Origin of the sequence: Paenibacillus sp. FSL F4-0122 (assembly GCF_038002845.1) — a bacterium.
Taxonomy (GTDB): Bacteria; Bacillota; Bacilli; order Paenibacillales; family Paenibacillaceae; genus Paenibacillus_AQ; species Paenibacillus_AQ odorifer.
Genome location: NZ_JBBODI010000001.1, coordinates 4,714,447 through 4,734,473, shown reverse-complemented (window position 1 = coordinate 4,734,473; position 20,027 = coordinate 4,714,447). Strand labels below are relative to the sequence as shown.

Here is a 20,027-nt window from a genome sequence, read left to right as displayed (position 1 = left end):
TTAATGTAACATGGATGAAATAAAAAGTCTTCTTTTTATGAGTTTTACAATGCAAAAAGCCCCTCATTACATTAAGTAAAGGGACTCCTTCAATGTTCTGAATATTATAAACAACGGAAGCAAAGACATACGTCTAATAACCCTCTATGATCGGCGATAACGATTCAGCCTAGTTAATGAAAATACTGCAAAGCCTACACCTAACATCGATAACATCATCCAGTATTGAGGATGAGTGGGTCCCATACTTACTACAAGGGGTTCAATGATCCCACCTTCAGAGCCCAAGATTGGATACGTTGATTGCCATTCCATCGAGGATCCAGCGACACCTGTCTCCACAATTCCACTCTGAGCAACAACTGCATCACCTGGAGTTCTGAACATCGTAAAATAAAGAACGCTGGACAGAAATATTGCCAGAAAGCATGCGATCCATAAGCTAAGCCGATGGCGAACAATAGCAGAGGTCCCAGCAGATTTCCCGTCACCAGGCATCAACCATGGACTCTCTAAATAAATCCGCTCCATGACTTTAACATTTATGGCTTCAGCACGCTCTTCACTGATCTCTTCCCTCAAATCTTGCATAAGCAGGCTGCTCTCTTGCCATAGAGCCCATTCTGCAGCGCAGTAAGGACAAGTTTCAATATGTCTTTCAAGTAAAATCCGCCTAGGATGTGTGGGGGGAGCGTCCCACAAGAGCGGAATACATTCTTGCGCTTCCCTGCAATTCATTCGCCTTACACCCTCTCAACCTGCTCTTCAACTTCAGGCTCATTGAAATAGGATTCGAGTTGAAGCTTCACACTACTCCTGGCACGAAACAATAATGATTTCACTGAGCTTACACTCTGATCTAAAATTTCTGCGATTTCTTGATAGTCCATTTGATCATATTCACGTAGGATAAGTGCAGAGCGTTGTTTTTCGGGAAGATTATTTATCGCCTCACGGACCAAATTCATCCGTTCATTGCGCAATGCAGCCTGCTCGGGTGCAACTTCAAACGGTGCTACTGGTGTATATCCACTCTCTTCCAGAGATACATTACCGGCACGGTTCTTGCGAAGCTCACTTAGCACAGTGTTGCGGGCGATAGTGTACAGCCATGTTGAGAATGAAGCATCTACCTCTCGAAAGGAATGCAAGCTACGAAATGCCTTGTAGAAGGTCTCCGAACAAAGGTCCTCTGCGATAAGCTCCATATGTGAATTTCTAAGCATATGATATACAAATGCTAGTATTTTACGTTGATAACGACGCATTAATTCTGAATATAATTCTGTGTTTCCTTGTTTGATTTGCTGGATCAACTGGGAATCCGTCATGGTGAGATTGGCCCTCCTCGCCCTTGCACGTCTTTTCCCATCCGGTCCGTACTTATTATACCGGTTTGGGCTTTAAAAGTTGCGGTGTTACTGCAAATTTTTAGTTTTTTTATGAAATACACCTATGTATATTCAACTACCCGATAATTAAGGCATGATGTATATGAAGAAGACAAAAAGAAATAAGGCATACTTCTAATTTTACATAAATATAGAAACGAATCTAGAAACATACCTGCTCTATTGTACCACATATTCTCATAGGATGACATTAATAGACTTAAGATAGGTCCTCTCGCCAACAAGACCCGACATTGGATTTCTGACTTAGAATCCGGCTTTAAAAATAACACATTTATCAATTTTTAAAAACTGTTGACAAAATGTAAACGTATACATATAATAAAAGTACAGTATGGTTTCTCTCCACTCCTATCCAATACTTAACGGTTCCAATTTATTGTGAACTGTAGCCGCTTACTTTGTAAGCGGTCTTTTTTTGTCCTGAAAGCGCTCTACCTTTTTTTAGATGATCAATATCAGATTATTTTACTATAGCGAGCGAATTAGCTTCCACAAATCCCCACAATCATCTATTACCCCGTCTGCGTCCACTTGAAGAGGTATATGCTCATTACGTTTCCAAATGCCTTGCAGCCCTGCGTTACGGCTCGCTTGTACGTCATTCATTGGATGATCACCTACAAATATAGCCTCCTCTGCGCTCACCCCATTGGTATCCTTCCTTTTGCAAAAATAAAGGATTAAACCGGGGACGGTGATAAGCTTACGGGCAGGTTCGTTACATAGACGTCAGATTTTGTTTAGCTGCGTGTGTTATCCACCCTCTAATCCTAATCGTATGGAAAAGAGTCAAAATAAACAATATACTAGCTATAAAGTTATTTATTGAGGTGAATTTGAAATGGATGAAATCGATGAATCAAAACAACTGGTACTACAAATCGGCGGTGCCTTGAAAAAGTACAGAAAAGAAAAAAACATGAGCTTAGATGACTTAGCGGAATTAACAGGCGTAAGCAAACTTACTCTGGGGAATATCGAACGTGGCGAGACAAATCCAACTTTGGCGATAATATGGAAAATTTCAAAAGGCATATCTTTGCCCCTATTAGCTTTGTTCAAATCTGAAGACCCTGTTAGTCTGTATCGAGCAGGTGAAGGTCTCCGGTTTTCTAATGATCAAAAGAATTGGATCATTGAACCCGTCTTTAAAAACGTAAGCAACGATATTGAAATGTGTCGGGCTTACTTACAGCCAAATAGTTCGTATCACCCTGAAGGTCATCATGTGAATACAACTGAAATTGCGACAGTAATGACTGGTTCCATTGAAATTCGAGTCGATGGAGAAATGTACACATTGAATCAATATGATACGATCAGTTTTCGTGCAGATCGCCCTCACTCTTATACCAATCATACAAATAGCGAAACAGTGCTCCATATCTCCTTAAAATATGGTTTCTAAAAGTCGAAAATTTCACCTATAAAATGCAACTCAGTATTCCATTCTATATGGAAACTCTGAGTTGTATTTTTTTAACTAATTTAAGCATTTCAAGATATAGAACAATCTCAATAAAGTAAACTTTAAAATACTTATTGTTAAATTTAATATATTATACTATACTTTCATTGTCCGCGCGGATATTAGTACGCATTAATTCTGGGAGGGAAAATGAAGAATGCCGAATAAAAAATTCGTACCATCATCTTTAGGGCTGCTACTACTCGGCATTATTATTATTGCCGCAAATTTACGTGCTCCCTTAACCTCGGTCGGTCCTTTAGTGGGTCTCATAAGGGATGACGTTCATATTTCCAATACTTTAGCAGGCTTGATCACAACGGTACCTTTACTTACCTTTGCTTTATTATCGCCTCTAGTACCAAAACTAGGACGTAGGTATGGAGTTGAACTTTTAATTTTGTTCGCTCTGATCTTTTTGACTGTTGGTATTGTAATACGTTCTTTATCTGGGGCTGCAAATCTGTATATTGGAACTGCAATTCTTGGATTTGCAATTGCCGTTTGTAATGTATTAATGCCAAGTTTAATCAAACGCGATTTCCCTAATAAAATCGGTGCCATGACTGGTGTATTTGCAATTTCAATGAGTTTATCTGGAGCGATCGCCTCGGGAATCAGTGTACCGCTAGCTGCAAACGCAGGTTTAAAATGGCAGGGTGCATTGGGAATTTGGGGGATCCTAAGCTTTGTATCGATCCTTTGCTGGTTGCCTCAATTAAGGAAGCATACGAAGCAAACAGCCTCGACAAGTCAACAGATGGCCGGCAATGATGTGAATGTTTGGCGTTCCCCTCTTGCCTGGCAAGTAACCTTGTTTATGGGGATGCAGTCTATGATTTTCTATGTGCTGATCGCATGGTTGCCTGAAATTTTAAAACAGCAAGGCATTGACTCAAGCCAATCAGGATGGTACCTCTCAATAATGCAGTTAGCGCTGCTTCCATTTACCTTTATTGTCCCCGTTATTGCAGGGCGAATGTCAAATCAACGTTCGTTAGTGTTCATCACAACCATTTTGCTTTTGACGGGAACGCTCGGACTGCTTTACGGAAGCTCCAATATCATTCTGTTGTGGATTATCATACTCGGAATTGGTGGAGGCTGCGCCTTTAGCTTGTCCATGATGTTTTTCGGTTTACGTACTAAAAGTGCGCATCAAGCAGCGGAACTATCTGGTATGGCGCAATCGATCGGATATCTGCTTGCCGCAATTGGTCCTGCCCTTATAGGATATTTGCATGACACGACAAATAGTTGGAACCTGCCACTTTTCATACTGCTTGGCGCTTCGGTTTTACTCTTTATTGTCGGTCTAGGAGCAGCAAGAAATCGTTTTGTAGGTAGCCAAGCTAGTTACGACGAAGAAAACTCAAGTACCAGAGAATTTCATGGAAATACTGATCTAAATGAAGAAAGCGAGTTTGGGAACAGTTGCAACAAACCAAACCTAAATTAGAGTCTGCGGGTATAAATCCGGAAGCATTTTGCGGCACTCCTTTCTTTTCTTCGTTGATCCAATAAACATTTAGCTTGTGCGAAGACGCTATCGGACACAGTTGACCTTAAATGCAGCATTAATCCACATTTGGGATGCTAACGGACCGCATAGCAGCTATTGGCACGAAAAACACCCAATATAAGCCTCTTCATATGAAATAGTGTCAGTGGAGTCCGAAAGACTGCTTTAAAGGCAAAAAACGAGCCAATAACGTCATTAGGGTCCGTAAGTACTAGGTGGTACTTATACTGGTACTTATACTGGTACTTATACTGGTACTTATAGTGATACCGATGGCGATGGCGATACCGATGACGATACTGACGGCGGCATGTTGAAGTAAGCAACCAACAAACCAACAAACAAAAAAAACAGCGATTCTCTATTCACATGAGAATCGCTGTTTTGCTGTTTATTACGATTTGAAAATGAACCCGAGCGAACCTTAATACTACACGTATACCGTATAATCATGATGCTGCAACAGGATCTTCGCCCGCTCCATATCGTTCTCCTGACGGAAAGAGAGACGCATAATCCCCGGAACATCTTCACGGCTTTCGATAATTTGTACGTTGCTAAGGTTAATTCCTTGATCCCCCAGCTCTGTAGCAATACGACCGATAATCCCCGGATGATCCGGTACATCAATATGTAGGTCAAATAAAGGTGCTATCATACCTTTACGCCGTTCAGGCAATTGACTACGGAAGCCATTGGCTTCATGAAATGCCTCTTCAATCCCTACACCATCTTCACTTTCCAGCAAACGAACAAAAGAAGAAACTTCCTCGTTCCAATCCTTCAACAAACGAAGCATCACTGAACGATTGTTTAACAAGATATCACGCCAAATAATTGGATCACTGGACGCAATCCGTGTAATATCCCGAAAGCCCCCTGCAGCTAACGTACTATACAAGGAGTCAGTATCATCATAAGCTTTAATCTGATTTACCAGCGCAACCGCAATAATATGTGGCAAATGACTAATGGCGCCTACAATCTCATCATGACGTTCTGGATTAAGGCGTACAATCTGCGCTCTAGTAAGGTGGAGTAAGGACTCCAACGCATGATAAGCCTCGTCTGGCACTCCCGGTGGAGGTGTTAATACGTAATAGGCATTCTCAAACAACAGCGATGAAGCTGCCTCAACACCTGAACGCTCTGATCCTGCCATAGGGTGACCGCCGATAAAATGTACTCCAGGAATATCCAAAGAGACCGCGCATGCGGCAATACTAGCTTTCGTACTTCCAACATCTGTAATGATGCAGCCGGGCTTGAGCGGCAATTTGCTTAACTGCTGCAAATAATCCTCTAGCATACCCACAGGCACACATAAAAAAATGAAATCGGCATCGATTGCCGCTTCCTCCACAGACAATGTGGCACTATCGACCACACCTCTGCTAATATACTTACTCGCGGATTCAGGACGGTGGGCATGGCCAACGACGGTCAGGCCCTCCTTGCCTTTAAAGCAAAGGGCCAGTGAGCCTCCGATCAGACCGACACCGAATATTGCTATTTTTGTCGTCATGTTCTTTGAACTACCTGCCTTCTTTAGTCTTGACTTGCTGTTATTACTAGGCGCGTACTCCACTCTCTATAAGAGTTTGTTCCAGCGCGGTGATAAAAGCTGTATTCTGCTCAGCCGAGCCCACAGTAACCCGAATATAAGTCGGATAAACCTGATGACCCGCTCTTACGATGATTCCTTTACGCATCAAAGCATCAAAGACCTCTGTAGCAGGCTTACGAACATCTACCATAATGAAGTTACCGTGTGCCGGGAAGGATTGTAGGCCCAGGCGTTTGAATTCACCTTGCAATTGAACAATACCCGCGCTATTAAGACGACGGCATTCCTGTACGTAATCTTGATCATTCAAAGCAGCAAGAGCTGCAGCTTGAGCAAGACGAGAGGTATTAAATGGCTCGCGTACCTTGTTGATCAACGAAATGATCTCAGGACTCGCAACACCGTATCCAATACGCAATGCAGCTAAGCCATAAATTTTGGAGAATGTGCGAAGCACAACCAAATTCTTGTAACGAGTCAGTAACTGGATGCCATTGGAGTATGAAAGATCTGTTACATACTCACAGTATGCCTCATCAAGGACAACCATTACATTGGAAGGCACAGCATCCAGGAAAGAAACCAAAGCTTCCTCTGGTACAATCGTACCTGTTGGGTTATTCGGATTACAGATCCAGATAACCTTAGTACGGTCTGTTATACGGGCCAGCATTCCATCCAGATCATGTGTCCCTTTTACAAGTGGCACCTCAATAGATACCGCACTTTCGATGTCTGCGTTACTCTTATACACGGAGAAGGTTTGGTCCGCCATGATTGTCTCATCACCCGGTAAGAAAAAGGCACGAGCAATAAGTGCAATAATCTCATCTGAGCCACAGCCAAAAATAATATTGTCGTTATTCACGCCAAGACGGCTGGAAAGTGCTGAAGTCAATTCAACGGCCGAGCCGTCAGGATAAAGATAAAGATTCTCAAGTTCTGCTAGAATTGCTTCTTTTGCACTCGGTGAAGCTCCATACGGGTTCTCATTGGATGCAAGCTTAATAACCTCACTTAGGCCAAGCTCCTTCTTGACTTCGTCTATAGGTTTCCCTGGTTTGTAGACAGGGAGATTAACTATATTCGGTTTTGGATTCATACAATAGTCCTCGCTCTCCATAGTTGATTACTCCACTATACACAGGTCAGAATGACACTGTTATGGTCTTTTTAATTGTGCCACAAATTCTCGAATTTGCAACAGCCCCTCATTCCGCGTAGCAGGATGATCGAGCAGCGGAATTACTTCTTCTATTTTGCGGACAATGGCACTCCCTACTACAACACCATCGCAAATCTGAGCAAAACGGGCAACCTGTTCGCCAGTAGAGATCCCAAATCCTACAGCCACTGGCAGATCCGTAGCTTGACGAACGGAAGCAATAAAGGCTTCTACATCCGCATGGAAAGAGGATCTTTCTCCAGTCACCCCTAATGAAGATACACAATAGATAAACCCGCTCGCACCGGATACAATCTTTGCAATACGTTCGCTTGAGGTTGGTGCAACTAAAGGAATGAGGTTGACTCCAACTTCATCACTACGGCGCCGCATCTCCGCTGATTCCTCAACGGGAAGATCCGGGATAATAAGTCCGCTAATTTCATGCTTGTTCAGATCAGCAAAAAACGTATCAAGACCCATTTGCAGGATAGGATTGTAATAAGAAAACAAGATAAATGGCAAACTGCTGCCGGCTTCACGAGCCTTTAACGCGGTCTCCATGCAAGTGCGCAGGTGAACTTCACCCCGCAGTGCCCGGGCAGATGCTCGCTGAATTACAGGGCCGTCTGCAAGCGGATCAGAGTAAGGTACTCCCAGCTCCAGAATATCTGCACCTGCTGTCTCCAGTTCAGTAATGATGGCAAGAGTAGTCTCCAAATCTGGATCTCCAACAGTCAGAAAAGGAATCAATGCGGTCCGGTTCTCAGCTTTAAGCTTCCGGAATACCAAATCCATCCGGTTTGTAGTTTGGGTTGTCATTCAGTTCCCTTCCCTTCTGTATACGCCATAATGGATTCTACATCTTTGTCTCCCCGGCCTGACAGGCAGATGACAACAATATCATCCTTGGTAAGGGTTGGACCCAATTTCACTACATGAGCTATCGCATGTGCTGATTCTAACGCTGGAATAATACCTTCCGTTACGCAAAGCAGCTTCAGTGCATCTAGCGCCTCTGCATCTGTAATCGGTACATATTTTGCGCGTTCGATATCTTTTAGATAGGAGTGTTCAGGACCCACACCAGGATAATCCAGGCCTGCGGAGATGGAATGTGCTTCTGTTACTTGTCCATGCTCATCCTGCAGGAGATAACTCATCGAACCCTGGAATACGCCATGAGTTCCTTTACTCATTGTTGCCGCATGAAAAGGGGTATCAATGCCTTTACCAGCCGCCTCTACACCAATCATACCGACACTTTCATCCTCAACGAATGGATAGAACATACCGATGGCATTACTGCCACCGCCTACAGCAGCTACGAGCAGATCCGGCAGCCTTCCTTCAGCCTCCAGAATCTGGCGCCGTGTTTCATCCCCAATAACCCGCTGAAAGTTACGAACCATCATCGGATAAGGATGCGGTCCTACAGCTGAACCCAATATATAGAAGGTATCGTCTACATTGCTAACCCAGTAGCGAAGCGCTTCGTTGCCGGCATCTTTTAAAGTGCGCGATCCGGAAGTAACGGGAATCACTTCTGCACCAAGCAGCTTCATCCGGAATACATTAAGGGCCTGGCGGCGCGTATCCTCTTCCCCCATAAACACCTTACATTCCATACCTAGCAGAGCTGCAACTGTAGCTGTGGCTACACCATGTTGACCCGCGCCAGTCTCAGCGATTACCTTCGTTTTTCCCATCATTTTGGCCAAAATCCCTTGACCAATCGCGTTGTTAATCTTATGGGCACCTGTATGATTCAAATCTTCACGCTTCAAATATATTTTAGCTTCTCCCAGATGTTTGCTCAGACGTTCCGCATAATACAGCGGGGTCTCCCGTCCGGAATACTGCTTTAATAGATAATCTATTTCTTCCTGAAAAGCTGGATCTGCCGAAAACTTACGGTAGGCCTCCTCCAACTCAATCAATGCATTCATCAAAGTCTCGGGCACGAAGCGGCCTCCGAATGAACCGAAACGTCCATGCTGGTCCGGTACTTGTATCATGATTGCTTCACCCTTTCCACAAAAGCTGTCATTTTTTGAATATCCTTAATGCCGTCAGTCTCTACTCCACTCGATACGTCTACCCCATACGGGACATAGGTATCAAGCAATTCACCAACATTATCTGAATGAAGCCCTCCAGCCACAAACAAGGGCAAGCCATGTCGTACTGCAATTTCTTGGTACTCAGGTAATTTGTTCCATGCGAAGGTTCGGCCAGAGCCGCCGCTCTGCAATGGATCATAAGTATCTAATAAAACCGCATCTACTGCAGCTTCGTAATCTTCCAAGGTATATTCATTTTCAGCTTTATCCCGCTCTTGATCAGCAACGGACAGTGCCTTCCATACCTGAACCTGTGGATAAGCTTGGCGAACCTGCTGGCAAAAAGCCGGGCTCTCCTGTCCATGGAGCTGAATTACATCTAAATGCACCACAGACAACAATTCGTTCAACTCATCCAGCTCCGGATTAACAAAAACTCCTGCAGCCTTAGGAATTTCACCAGTCTTCCAATTTGGAAGTTCTGCAATCAGTTCGGCAGCACGCTCTATGGATACCTTCCGGCGGCTAGGTGCAAAAACAAATCCGATATAATCTAGTGGTAAGTGTAACATAGATTTTAGCACTTCAACGTCCTGAAGTCCACAGATTTTTACTAATGTCTCAGCCATGCCGGACACGGTCCTTTCCGTTAGGAAGCTCACCGAGCAAACCGTTAACCGCATCCTCTACGTTAGCTTGACGCATTAGATACTCCCCAACGAGCACTCCGTGAGCACCAGTAGTTCTTAGGTAGCCGATGTCTTTTGACCCGGAAATCCCACTTTCGCTGATCACTGGAACACCTTGCGGCACAAGAGCTGCCAGCTCGGCTGTTGTCTCCAAAGAGGTCTCGAAGGTACGTAGATTACGGTTATTAATTCCTAGCAGGACGTTAGGTTGGGTTATCTTTTCTGTGCTCAGTACAACCGCCAGTTCATTTCGGTCATGCACCTCAATCAAGATATCCAATCCAAGCCCTGAAGCTATATCTATAAAATGAGACAGTTGTGCCGGTGTCAAAATAGCGACGATCAACAACACGGCATCCGCTCCGAGAAGACGTGCTTCGTAGATTTGCTTCTCATCGATAATAAAATCTTTGCGAAGCAGCGGCAGATTTACAGCTTCCTTCACTTGCTGCAGATAAGCTGCGCTGCCCTGGAAATATTCTGTGTCCGTCAGAACAGATAAACAATCAGCGCCTCCAGCTTCATATCCTTTTGCAATGGAAACAGGATCAAAATCTTCACGGATCAACCCTTTGGAAGGAGAAGCCTTCTTCACCTCAGCGATCAAGCCCATATCTCTGTTCTTCCCTTGGGTCAGAGCCTTACGAAAGCCTCTTGTTGCCGGAAGAAGAGCAATTTCACGCTCTGCTTGTGCCAACAAAAAGTTTTTACTGAGCAGTTCAACCTCTTTAATCTTAGTCGCGACAATTTTATCAAGATACATAATTAAGTTCCTCCGTCATAGCTACAAGCTGATTAAGCTTGGATAATGCCTTGCCTGAATCCACTACATCTTTTGCTCTCTCTACGCCTCCGGCCATGGTATCTGCCAGACCAGCAACATATATACAGGCTCCGGCGTTAGCAAGAACGATATCGCGATAAGGATTAATCTGCCCTTGAAGGACCGAGGTAATAATCGCCGCATTTTCAGCTGCATCTCCACCCAGCACAGCTTCCAGTGGATGTCTGTTAAGACCTAATGCCTCTGGCGTTACCTCATACGTGGTTACGGTGCCCTCTTTTAGCTCAGACACTAATGTAGGGGCCGAGATGCTGATTTCATCCAGACCATCCAAGCTGCTAACAACCATCGCACGCTTGGACCCCAGCTCCTTCAGTACATTAGCCACCGTCTCTGTCTTATTCCGATCATAAATCCCCAGCAGCTGACGGTCAGCACCCGCGGGATTCGTAAGCGGACCAAGCATATTAAAAATCGTCCGCACTCCAAGCTCTTTACGCGGTGCCGCCGCATGCCGCATCGAAGGATGATAGATTTGCGCGAATAAAAAACAAATGCCGATTCGATCCAAGCATTCCCGAGCCTGATCCGCATTCAGATGAATGTTGACGCCCAAAGCTTCAAGTACATCTGCACTTCCTGCTCTACCGGAAGCTGAGCGGTTGCCATGTTTGGCAACTCGTACAGAAGCCGCTGATGAAATAATCGCTGAGGCGGTAGAAATATTAAACTTATGGATGCCGGAACCGCCCGTACCACATGTATCTAGCAGACGCGCTTTTTCAGTAAGGACAGGTGTGCCGAAACCTCTCATGGCTTCCGCAAACCCCGTAATTTCCTCCACGGTCTCTCCCTTAATCCGTAAAGCGGTCAGCAGTGATCCGATTTGCGCCTGAGAAGCCTCTCCCAGCATGATTGCACCCATTATATCCCGTGCTTCTCCACGTGTCAGACTTTTGCCTTCGATTAGTCCAGCGATTCCTGATTGTATCAATTTTGTTGCATCCATAATGTTCATCCTCCCAGCCTTAATGTAATCTTTTATATTAATCAAACCACCTGTTCAGGGGTATATGTGTACATGTAATCTTGATTGATGACTTGTTTCTCTTTTATCTCGGGTGGGAACATAGCCTCTGCCATACGAATAGCTTTTAGCATGCCCTTCGCTTTATTCACCGTCTCTTCATACTCTTTCTCCGGAACCGAGTCCCAAACGATACCCGCCCCAGCCTGCACATATGCTCTGCCCTTACGGAAGATAATTGTACGGATGGTGATACAAGAATCCATATTTCCCGAGAATCCCAAATATCCAATCGCCCCCGCATAAGCACCACGGGCTTCTCGCTCCAATTCAGCAATAATCTCCATTGCCCGTAGCTTAGGTGCTCCTGAGACAGTACCGGCTGGCAGACAGGAGAGAAAGGCATCAAAGAAATCTTTATCCTCGCTAAGCGTGCCTGACACATTCGATACCATATGCATGACATGAGAGTATCTTTCAATTTCCATAAAGGAATCGCATTTTACAGAACCGAATTTGGACACTCTTCCTAGATCATTACGACCTAGATCAACTAGCATCAAATGCTCTGCACGTTCTTTTTCATCCTCCAGCAGCTCCGCGGCGTAAGCACGATCCGAAGCTTCACTTTCACCTCTTGGTCTTGTTCCGGCAATCGGCCGTGTCTCCACACGGTTTCCATCTACCTTTACGAGCGCTTCCGGTGAGGTTCCAACAATAATCTCTTCATCCATTTTCAAATAATACATATATGGAGATGGGTTAAGCGTCCTGAGCATCCGGTATACATGCAGTGGAGAAACCTCCGTTTCAATATGCAGGCGCTGCGACAACACCACTTGAAAAATATCGCCAGCCCGAATGTATTCCTTCGCTTGTTCTACGTTGTTGATATATTGTTCTTTAGTCAGGTTGGAATGAATCTCACCCAGCTCAATATCCTGCGGAATGCTGCGGCGGTTCACATTTTCCTTTGGCCCTTCCTTTTGCAGCTCTTCGGCCATATCCTCAAGCTTACGACTTAAGCTTTCGTAATTGGATTTGATATCTGAGTCCGTATCACCGTCTTTAACATGCAGGTTGCCAACTAGGAGAATTTGTTGTTTCACATGATCAAAAACAATGATGCGATCACAGAACATAAACCGGATATCATCCATTTGGAGATCATCTACTGGATGCTCAGGCAGCTTCTCATAATATTGCAGCAGATCATATCCAAAAAATCCGATAGCTCCTCCAGTAAATGGCGGCATCTCATCCAGCTTAGGGCTACGGTATGAACGAAGCAGTGCTTTAAGCTCCTCAATCGGCTTTCCATGCAGCTGTTTTTTCTTACCGTCGATCTCTACGTTAATTGCACCCTTTTTTCCCGATATCATTAAAAAGGGATCGCTGCCGATGAACGAGTACCGGGCCCATTGTTTGCCGCCCTCTACACTTTCTAGTAAGAACGCGCGGTCACGTTCAGCAAAACGTTGGAATAACCGGATAGGTGTTTCCATATCAGCCAGCAGCCGCTTCACAACAGGAATCAGATTATAATCCTGCGACAGCTTTACCACCTCTTGAACACTCGGATTCGTCATTTTTAGATGCCCCCTTAGTTATATAAATCTTTCCGAAACACAGAAAAACCCTCTACCAAAGTAGAGGGTTTGTGTAAGTAAGTATATGTTTTTGAGCAATGATCAGCATCGTTATGTTGTGCCTACAGACTTATCTCTAAATAAGATACATCACGGATGTGAAATAACACTCCAGTACATATCAAAATAAAGACTCTGCGTACACAAAAACTGCTAATCAGGCATAAACGTCTTCAGCGTCCTTATAAGGACGGTAAGCGTATATGCGTGAAATATAAGAATGTATAGAACAAAGCTTATACTTTCTTATATTCGCAAAAATTTCTTGCACTCTGCTCAACTATACTCATCTCAACTCAACTAAACTCTTCTATACTCGGCTAATTACACTATACATGATGACAAGGGTCATTGACAACCCACAACTCAAATTTAAGACTTACTCTGCGACAAATCCGGACGAAGCTTCTGAGCTTCATTCAGATATACATGGCGGATCTCACGCTGTGATTTATCCGTATTAAACTGCACCATTAACCGGATACACATCGGCAGACTGCCTTTAACAGGGATCTCCGTTGAACACATAAGTGGCACCATTTCCCAGCCCTCAATCTCACGAATGGCTCTTGCCGGAAAAGTAGCATCCAGATCATTGGTCATCGTAATCCATACATTGCTAATATCCTCAGCTATAACATCATTACGTTCTACGATCTCCCGCAGCAGCACAACGGTTTCACGCAAAATCTCTGTTTCTTCGTTATTAATCACGGTAGTTGCTCCGCGAATCCCTCGATTTACCACGGTTTCCCCTCCTTTTTAAGCTCTGCGAGAACCTCTCGCACAAGCGATTCCTGTACATCGTTTACAATGCTTACGGCTCCTATGGCATCAGGCACAATAAAAGTCATTCTGCCTTCTTTGAATTTCTTATCATGCATCATTGCTTCCATTAGCTCCTCTTCATCATATTCAGAAGGAAGCTGTATAGGCAATGAAAGTGCAGATAACATAGATACTGTATCCTCATAAATGGATCGATCATGTCCAAGCTTTACAGCCAGCAGCGCCGAACCCGCCATACCAATCGCAATCGCTTCACCGTGCAAAAATACGCCATATCCGCCAACCGCTTCAATAGCATGTCCGATCGTATGTCCTAAATTCAGAATCGCCCGAAGTCCATGCTCACGTTCATCGTTCGCTACGACATGAGCCTTGATTGCACAACCGCGCTCAAGGGCATAGCCGAGTGCTTCAGCATTCAGAGCAAGCAGCTCATCAGCATGTTCACGGCACCAATATGCGAATTCTTTGTCCATAATCAGACCATGCTTCACTACTTCAGCCAGGCCAGAAGAGACTTGGCGTGGCGGAAGCGTGCGAAGGGTATCCAAATCGTAAAGCACCAGCGAAGGTTGATAGAACGCACCAACCATATTTTTGGCTAGTGGATGATTGACAGCCACTTTGCCGCCTACGCTGCTGTCATGGGCTAGAATCGTCGTTGGAATTTGTAGAAATCCTATTCCGCGCATGTAGGTAGCTGCTACAAAACCAGCTAAATCACCAACAACCCCGCCACCTAAAGCCAACACAGCTGAGTTGCGATCCAGTCCCGCTTGAATCGCGGTCGTCATAACCTCTTCATACACGGTTAATGATTTGGATGCTTCCCCTGCCGGCATAATGTGGCTGACTACGGTATAGCCTTGCTGACGTAGAGCTTCTTCAAGCGACGGTAAATACAGTGGAGCTACTTCACTATCACTCACAACCAGTAGTGGGCTGCGAGTGGACAGTCCAGCCTCAGCACAGTACTGGCCAATGTTCTGCAGCAGACCACTACCGATGTGAATTGGATAAGAACGATCTCCTAAATCTACATTGATCGTACGCATGATTAATAACTCTCCAATTGTGCAAGATAGTTTTCATAGTTCGCTTTAATTTCTTCGAGAGAATCCCCGCCGAATTTATCAAGAAAAGCTTTGGCAACTTCCCATGCCACTACGCTTTCCAGAACCACACATGCCGCTGGAACTGCACATGCATCCGAACGTTCTACTTGAGCTGTAAAAGGTTCTTTCGTATCGATATCTACACTTTGAAGTGGCTTATACAAGGTAGGAATAGGCTTCATAACACCACGAACCACTATCGGCATACCATTCGTCATCCCGCCTTCAAAACCGCCTAAACGATTGCTTGCGCGATAGTATCCTTTAGAAGCTTCATACATAATTTCATCATGGACTTGCGATCCACGCAATTTACCTGCTTCAAACCCAATGCCGATTTCAACGCCTTTGAAGGCATTAATCGACATCACTGCCCCAGCGATCGCCCCGTCCAGCTTCCGGTCTGACTGTACATAGCTGCCAAGTCCGATGGGCAGTCCTTCGACGATACATTCAACGATTCCACCGATGGAGTCGCCCTCTTCCTTGATCTGATCTATGTAAGCCTCCATTTTCTGTTCCGTTTCTTTGTCGACAACTCTGACAGAGGACTGTTCTGTGCGTTCAATCAGCTCATCGATAGGCAGATCATTAGCAGGTGCCTCGATTTCACCAATACGAATGACTTGACCTGCTACTTTCACACCAAAAGCTGCCAGCAGCTGTCTGGCTACAGCGCCACATGCAACTCTGGCTGCTGTTTCGCGGGCACTGGAGCGCTCCAGAACATTGCGAAGATCCGTATGATTGTACTTCAATCCACCATTCAAATCTGCATGTCCAGGACGCGGCCGATTTACCCGGCGTTTTTCTTCATCACTGCCTGGAATAGGTTCAATATTCATTATGTTCTTCCAGTGAGTCCAATCCTTGTTCTCTACTACCAAGGCTACCGGAGCACCTGTAGTATAGCCGTGACGTACTCCACCGACTATTTGTGCCGTATCTTTCTCAATCTGCATGCGGCGTCCACGTCCGTATCCCTTTTGTCGACGATGCAATTGAAAGTTAAGCTCTTCAAAATCCAAAGTTAAATTACTTGGCAATCCCTCAATAATAGCCGTTAGCTGGGGGCCGTGCGTTTCCCCCGCTGTTAAATAGCGTAAACTCATGATGTCTTCCCCCTTTTATACTTTTAAACTGTAAACCGCTAAAATCCTATGATCTTTGCTCATTATAGTATAGGGAATCCGCTTTGACAAGAAAGGGCTCTCCCTAGAAACACTCTATGTATATCGAAATAAAAAGCGCCATCCATACCCTTAAGAGTATGAATGGCGCTCCTCGGCTGGGTCCTCAGCTTGTTAGCTGCCGAGCCGCTGACTTGGTGGAGGGAATGTAGACTTACGCTCTTCCAGCTGCAGAAGGCGCTCCAATTGCATTTCTTCCACACCGAGAATTTGCCCGCACTCACGAACGGTGATAAAGCCTCGTTTGTACGCGGCAATGACCTTGCTTTTGTCCATCGGTTTAACTTTCCTTTCACTTAGCGTACAGATTCTACTATCCAGTATCACTGAACTTTTGCGAAAGTATACCTTTGAAGTTAATGGCGAAGGAGCAAAAAATATTTATTTTTTACGATAGAAAAAAGTTTCCGTCGATTCAAAACCGTATTGAGCCGGTGTAAAGATTTGCTCTGTGCTGCCCACAAACAAATAACCACCCGGACGTAAGCTAGCCGAAAACTTATGATAGAGCTTGTTCTTCGCCTCTTCAGTAAAATAGATCATTACATTGCGACAAATAATAAGATCAAAACCTTCGTCGAACTTGTCCAAGAGCAGATTCTGTTTGCGGAAATCTATGTTTTTCTTAAGTGAATCGCTGACCTTGAAAACAGGGCCTTCCGGTGTAAAGTAACGTGCTGCCACGTCTTTCGGCACATCCTTTAAAGAACGTTCCAAATAAAGACCTTGCTTTGCTTTGGATAAAGCGCCATCATCAATGTCAGTGGCAAGAATGCCTGTCTGCGCCAATATATTCTTGTCCGACAAAATCATAGCCAGCGTGTAAGGCTCTTCGCCAGTGGAACACGCCGCGCTCCACAGCTTTAATTTGCGGCCCGACTGCTGGAGGTCAGGTAGGATAATATCCCGCAAAACTTCCCAGCGATTCGGATTCCGCCAGAACTCAGAGACATTGATCGTCATTCGATCTAAAAATTCATAAAATAAGTCCTTATTTTTCATCATCGCTGCAAAAAAATCACTGAAGGTATGATACCCATTCTTCATCCGAAGAGTCGTCAAACGCCGCTTCATCTGCGCTTCTTTATATTGAGCCAGATCAATTCCGGTGCTTTGTTTAACGTTGTGAATAAATCCGCTATAATCCGGATCTGTTGTTAATGCTGCAACATTACGATCAGACATGTTAATCCCCTGCCTCCCACCTGGACCTTACATCCAGACTGCGATGTCTTTGTTATACTGATTCAGTTCATCTGGAGCAAAGAAATTAGCAATTTCCCGTTCTGCACTTTCAGGCGAGTCTGATCCATGAATTAGATTAAGTGGTGTATGGCTGGCAAAGTCGCCACGAATCGTGCCTGGCAGAGCTTCTCCAACTTTTGTCTTGCCTATGAGTGTCCGGGATAACGTTACAACATCATCGCCTTCCCATACCATTGCAAACACTGGACCTGAAGTGATGAAAGAGACCAGCTCCGAAAAAAAGTCTTTGCCTGCATGCTCAGCATAATGTCTTTTCGCTTGATCCTCACTAACTGTAATCAGCTTAGCAGCGACCAATTTAAACCCCTTATCCTCAAAGCGGGTAACAATACGCCCTATTAATCCACGTTGAACTCCATCAGGCTTGACCATCAGATACGTCTTTTCCATAGAAGCACTCTCCATTTTCCCATTTGAAGGGTTGTTTTGACGCTATCTTAACAGAAACATTGCTTTCTGGAAACGTTTAATTTCAATCTCACCAGAAGATCAATAACTTCTTCCTGTTATAAAATAAGCAATATCACGCAGATTGCGCTTAGTCTTATTGTTAGGCAATTGTTCCAGCGCCGCCAGCGCCTTGTCGATATAACGTGAAGCGAGCTCCTCAGAACGGGCGATTCCGTCTCCGGAAAGAATGAGATCAATCGCATGTCCTACCGTGCTATGTCCCTCACGTATAGACTTCAGTTCCTCAAGCAATGACTCGCGCAGTCGCTCATCCTCAAGACTATAAATCACTGGAAGTGTAATGTTTCCTTGCCGCATATCACTGCCCGGAGGTTTACCGATCTGTTTCTCTGTGCCTGAGAGATCCAGTAAATCATCACGAATCTGGAACGCCATACCCACGTTATATCCATAATTATAAAGCAGACGAGCTACTTCTGGATCTGCTTCAGCAGCAAGAGCGCCGAGTTGGCAGCTAACTGCAATCAGCAGGGCTGTTTTGCGGCGGATACGCCGTAGATAATGACGTACACTTTGCTCACTGTTGAAAAAGTCACGAATCTGCTCCATCTCTCCGATCGACATTTCGATCATCGCCTTAGACAGAATTTGATGAATTCGTGGATTCTTCAGCTCCGTAGTCATAACCAGCGCTTTTGCATATATGTAGTCACCAGTGTACATGGCAATTTTATCGCCCCATTTTGCTTTCACGGTGAGTTCACCACGGCGCAATTCTGCATCGTCGATCACATCATCATGGACCAGTGAAGCGCTATGGATCAACTCTAACGGTATCGCCACCCGTTTCAGTTTTTCCAGATCATACTTACCGAATTTTCCGCCCATTAGGACAAATACGGGACGTAATCTTTTGCCGCCTGCCTTTAATAAATGCAGGGAGGTTTCTGTAAGCAGATCGTCATCCCCCTGTACACTGCGGTACAGCTCTTTTTCAATCTGATCCATATCTCTGTTCAGTAATCCGAATATTTGCAGTCGTTTCATTCTTTCACCCGTGTCAACAGTTTATGGCTCCAAATCTCCATCTTCACTTCCTGCGGCAGCAGGCCCATCTCATAGGCATAGCGGAAATAGAGGTTCAAACCTTGCTGCTGCCTTTCTCCAAAATCATAACATAAATTGCGGAAGTACCCTTCCCAATAAGACTTTGTTCCTCCAATGTTAGAACAAGCTGCTTGTACAATAGGATCTAAATCTCTCAATCCCCGCATTTTACTCTCGGCAAAAGCCTCTGCAATCTCAGAAATAGCCTCCGGTTTGTCCTCAGCAGCCTTTCGGTTCACTGCCCAGACCGCAAAGGTCATCCCTAAGCCCGTCCATTCCTTCCAAACCTCAGCTAGATCAGTAACGATATAACCTTGATCCTGCCATGAGGCTTTAATAGCATTATCACCAATTAATAAGCAGGCATCCGCTTCATGCATCATGGCATCCAAATCAGGATTAGCGCTAATATATTCCGGTTTATTGCCAAAAGCTTTTTCCATTAAAATTTTCAGCAAATTTACCGAGGTTGCAGAAGTATTCGTAACAGCAATCTTACCGCTACCAATCTGAGCAAATGGCACCCTGGAAAAAAGGAATATTGATCTCACAGGACCGTCCGCGCTAACCGATAAATCAGGTAGTAGTAATAATTTGTCACTGGCCTCAGCATAAGCAAAAGAGGATAAAGCACCTACATGAATAGTTCCACGGCTCATCCCCTGATTAAGAATGGCAGGTACCTCACTCACCATCTCTGCAGGATATTTTAATGCAGAGGGATGAAAATTGTGAAATACCGGCCATGAGTTGGTATAGCTGATTTTGCCGATGATGGTGTGGCTGTTATTGTCCATCCT

Annotated in this window: 21 protein-coding genes; 2 read left to right on the top strand and 19 right to left on the bottom strand. The window is 44.7% G+C overall.

Annotated elements, in window-relative coordinates; genetic code table 11:
* Positions 1–144: 144 nt before the first annotated feature.
* From MHH49_RS20535 to MHH49_RS20525, 3 genes are all read right to left on the bottom strand, one after another.
* Positions 145–591, bottom strand: coding sequence for a hypothetical protein (locus MHH49_RS20535; RefSeq protein WP_051490909.1), 447 nt, complete (start codon positions 589–591; stop codon positions 145–147).
* Positions 592–743: 152 nt separating this feature from the next.
* Positions 744–1,331 (bottom strand): RNA polymerase sigma factor, encoded by a 588-nt coding sequence (locus MHH49_RS20530; RefSeq protein WP_036676255.1) that lies wholly within the window; start codon positions 1,329–1,331, stop codon positions 744–746.
* A gap of 552 nt (positions 1,332–1,883) precedes the next feature.
* Complete coding sequence (locus tag MHH49_RS20525) at positions 1,884–2,060, bottom strand: hypothetical protein (RefSeq protein WP_143766109.1); 177 nt, start codon at positions 2,058–2,060, stop codon at positions 1,884–1,886.
* A gap of 196 nt (positions 2,061–2,256) precedes the next feature.
* Here MHH49_RS20525 and MHH49_RS20520 point away from each other — a divergent pair, with 196 nt between their 5' ends.
* The gene (locus MHH49_RS20520; protein WP_038572428.1) at positions 2,257–2,823 is read left to right on the top strand and encodes a helix-turn-helix domain-containing protein; all 567 of its coding nucleotides are present in this window, start codon (positions 2,257–2,259) and stop codon (positions 2,821–2,823) included.
* Between the two features lie 217 nt (positions 2,824–3,040).
* Positions 3,041–4,342, top strand: a complete 1,302-nt coding sequence (locus MHH49_RS20515) for a CynX/NimT family MFS transporter (RefSeq protein ID WP_081382624.1) — start codon at positions 3,041–3,043, stop codon at positions 4,340–4,342.
* A 493-nt stretch (positions 4,343–4,835) separates the two neighbouring features.
* Here MHH49_RS20515 and MHH49_RS20510 read toward each other — a convergent pair whose 3' ends face one another.
* The 16 genes from MHH49_RS20510 to MHH49_RS20435 all read right to left on the bottom strand — a co-directional run bounded on the left by MHH49_RS20510 (position 4,836) and on the right by MHH49_RS20435 (position 20,024).
* On the bottom strand, positions 4,836–5,930 hold the full coding sequence (locus MHH49_RS20510) for a prephenate dehydrogenase (protein WP_036676253.1): 1,095 nt from the start codon (positions 5,928–5,930) through the stop codon (positions 4,836–4,838).
* Between the two features lie 46 nt (positions 5,931–5,976).
* Entirely contained in the window at positions 5,977–7,074 is a 1,098-nt protein-coding gene (gene hisC / locus MHH49_RS20505; RefSeq protein ID WP_036676398.1) for a histidinol-phosphate transaminase, read from the bottom strand.
* Between the two features lie 60 nt (positions 7,075–7,134).
* A complete protein-coding gene (gene trpA, locus MHH49_RS20500) occupies positions 7,135–7,959 on the bottom strand; it encodes a tryptophan synthase subunit alpha (RefSeq protein ID WP_076101465.1) in 825 nt (274 codons plus the stop codon).
* The gene (gene trpB, locus MHH49_RS20495) at positions 7,956–9,155 is read right to left on the bottom strand and encodes a tryptophan synthase subunit beta (protein ID WP_076101466.1); all 1,200 of its coding nucleotides are present in this window, start codon (positions 9,153–9,155) and stop codon (positions 7,956–7,958) included. The genes trpA and trpB overlap by 4 nt, the downstream gene beginning before the upstream one ends.
* Complete coding sequence (locus MHH49_RS20490) at positions 9,152–9,829, bottom strand: phosphoribosylanthranilate isomerase (RefSeq protein WP_076101468.1); 678 nt, start codon at positions 9,827–9,829, stop codon at positions 9,152–9,154. Before MHH49_RS20490 ends, trpB begins: the two co-directional genes overlap by 4 nt.
* Positions 9,822–10,652: an indole-3-glycerol phosphate synthase TrpC gene (gene trpC, locus MHH49_RS20485; RefSeq protein ID WP_076297399.1), complete on the bottom strand. Its 831-nt coding sequence runs from the start codon at positions 10,650–10,652 to the stop codon at positions 9,822–9,824. Before trpC ends, MHH49_RS20490 begins: the two co-directional genes overlap by 8 nt.
* Positions 10,642–11,682: an anthranilate phosphoribosyltransferase gene (gene trpD / locus MHH49_RS20480; protein WP_179087735.1), complete on the bottom strand. Its 1,041-nt coding sequence runs from the start codon at positions 11,680–11,682 to the stop codon at positions 10,642–10,644. Before trpD ends, trpC begins: the two co-directional genes overlap by 11 nt.
* 41 nt (positions 11,683–11,723) lie before the next feature.
* A complete protein-coding gene (gene trpE / locus MHH49_RS20475; RefSeq protein WP_036676243.1) occupies positions 11,724–13,289 on the bottom strand; it encodes an anthranilate synthase component I in 1,566 nt (521 codons plus the stop codon).
* A gap of 432 nt (positions 13,290–13,721) precedes the next feature.
* Entirely contained in the window at positions 13,722–14,096 is a 375-nt protein-coding gene (gene aroH / locus MHH49_RS20470; RefSeq protein ID WP_036676241.1) for a chorismate mutase, read from the bottom strand.
* Complete coding sequence (gene aroB, locus MHH49_RS20465; RefSeq protein ID WP_339210380.1) at positions 14,090–15,193, bottom strand: 3-dehydroquinate synthase; 1,104 nt, start codon at positions 15,191–15,193, stop codon at positions 14,090–14,092. Before aroB ends, aroH begins: the two co-directional genes overlap by 7 nt.
* Positions 15,194–15,195: 2 nt before the next feature.
* Complete coding sequence (gene aroC / locus MHH49_RS20460) at positions 15,196–16,365, bottom strand: chorismate synthase (RefSeq protein WP_036676238.1); 1,170 nt, start codon at positions 16,363–16,365, stop codon at positions 15,196–15,198.
* A 192-nt stretch (positions 16,366–16,557) separates the two neighbouring features.
* Complete coding sequence (locus MHH49_RS20455; RefSeq protein WP_169744788.1) at positions 16,558–16,719, bottom strand: hypothetical protein; 162 nt, start codon at positions 16,717–16,719, stop codon at positions 16,558–16,560.
* Between the two features lie 105 nt (positions 16,720–16,824).
* Entirely contained in the window at positions 16,825–17,628 is an 804-nt protein-coding gene (locus MHH49_RS20450) for a CheR family methyltransferase (protein ID WP_036676236.1), read from the bottom strand.
* A 27-nt stretch (positions 17,629–17,655) separates the two neighbouring features.
* A complete protein-coding gene (ndk, locus tag MHH49_RS20445; RefSeq protein ID WP_036676234.1) occupies positions 17,656–18,099 on the bottom strand; it encodes a nucleoside-diphosphate kinase in 444 nt (147 codons plus the stop codon).
* A gap of 99 nt (positions 18,100–18,198) precedes the next feature.
* A complete protein-coding gene (locus tag MHH49_RS20440; protein ID WP_076127501.1) occupies positions 18,199–19,167 on the bottom strand; it encodes a polyprenyl synthetase family protein in 969 nt (322 codons plus the stop codon).
* On the bottom strand, positions 19,164–20,024 hold the full coding sequence (locus MHH49_RS20435) for a menaquinone biosynthetic enzyme MqnA/MqnD family protein (RefSeq protein ID WP_076101474.1): 861 nt from the start codon (positions 20,022–20,024) through the stop codon (positions 19,164–19,166). Before MHH49_RS20435 ends, MHH49_RS20440 begins: the two co-directional genes overlap by 4 nt.
* Positions 20,025–20,027 lie beyond the last annotated feature (3 nt).